At 55.2% G+C, this 500-nt stretch carries 1 rRNA gene; it reads right to left on the bottom strand.

The features are described from left to right. A 23S ribosomal RNA gene (locus ACFR9U_RS21310) occupies nucleotides 1-500 on the bottom strand; the annotation flags it as partial.

Raw genomic sequence — 500 nt, 5'->3', positions numbered from 1 at the left:
AGGATTCAGTGACCGTACGAGTCCTTGCGGATTTGCGGTCACCTATGTTGTTACTAGACAGTCCGAGTCCCCGAGTCACTGCGACCTGCCTCTTTCCGAGGCAGGCATCCCTTCTTCCGAAGGTACGGGACTAAATTGCCGAATTCCCTAACGTCGATTGTTCCCGACAGGCCTTGGCTTTCGCCGCCACGAGCACCTGTGTCGGATCTCGGTACGAACACTGTTCTCGTCTTTTCACGGGCTCTAGGGTGGCCTGGCTTGCGGTATCCCGCCATTCGTCCGCTTCGTGCCATTACGGCTTCCACGGAGTTGGACGGTTCCACTGGGCGAAGGCCCAGTCCAGGTGAACCCAAAGCGTCGACTTTGAATGAACAGTGGCACTGGAATATTAACCAGTTTCCCTTTTGTCATACTCGAATTACGATATGACTTAGGATCGGCTAACCCTCGGTTGACGAACAGTGCCGAGGAACCCTTGCTCGTAAGGCCGTCGGGATTCG

Origin of the sequence: Halorientalis brevis, from assembly GCF_042678165.1 — an archaeon.
Taxonomy (GTDB): Archaea; Halobacteriota; Halobacteria; order Halobacteriales; family Haloarculaceae; genus Halorientalis; species Halorientalis brevis.
Note: the sequence above shows the minus strand (reverse complement) of the source record. Positions and strands in the feature narration are given on the sequence as shown.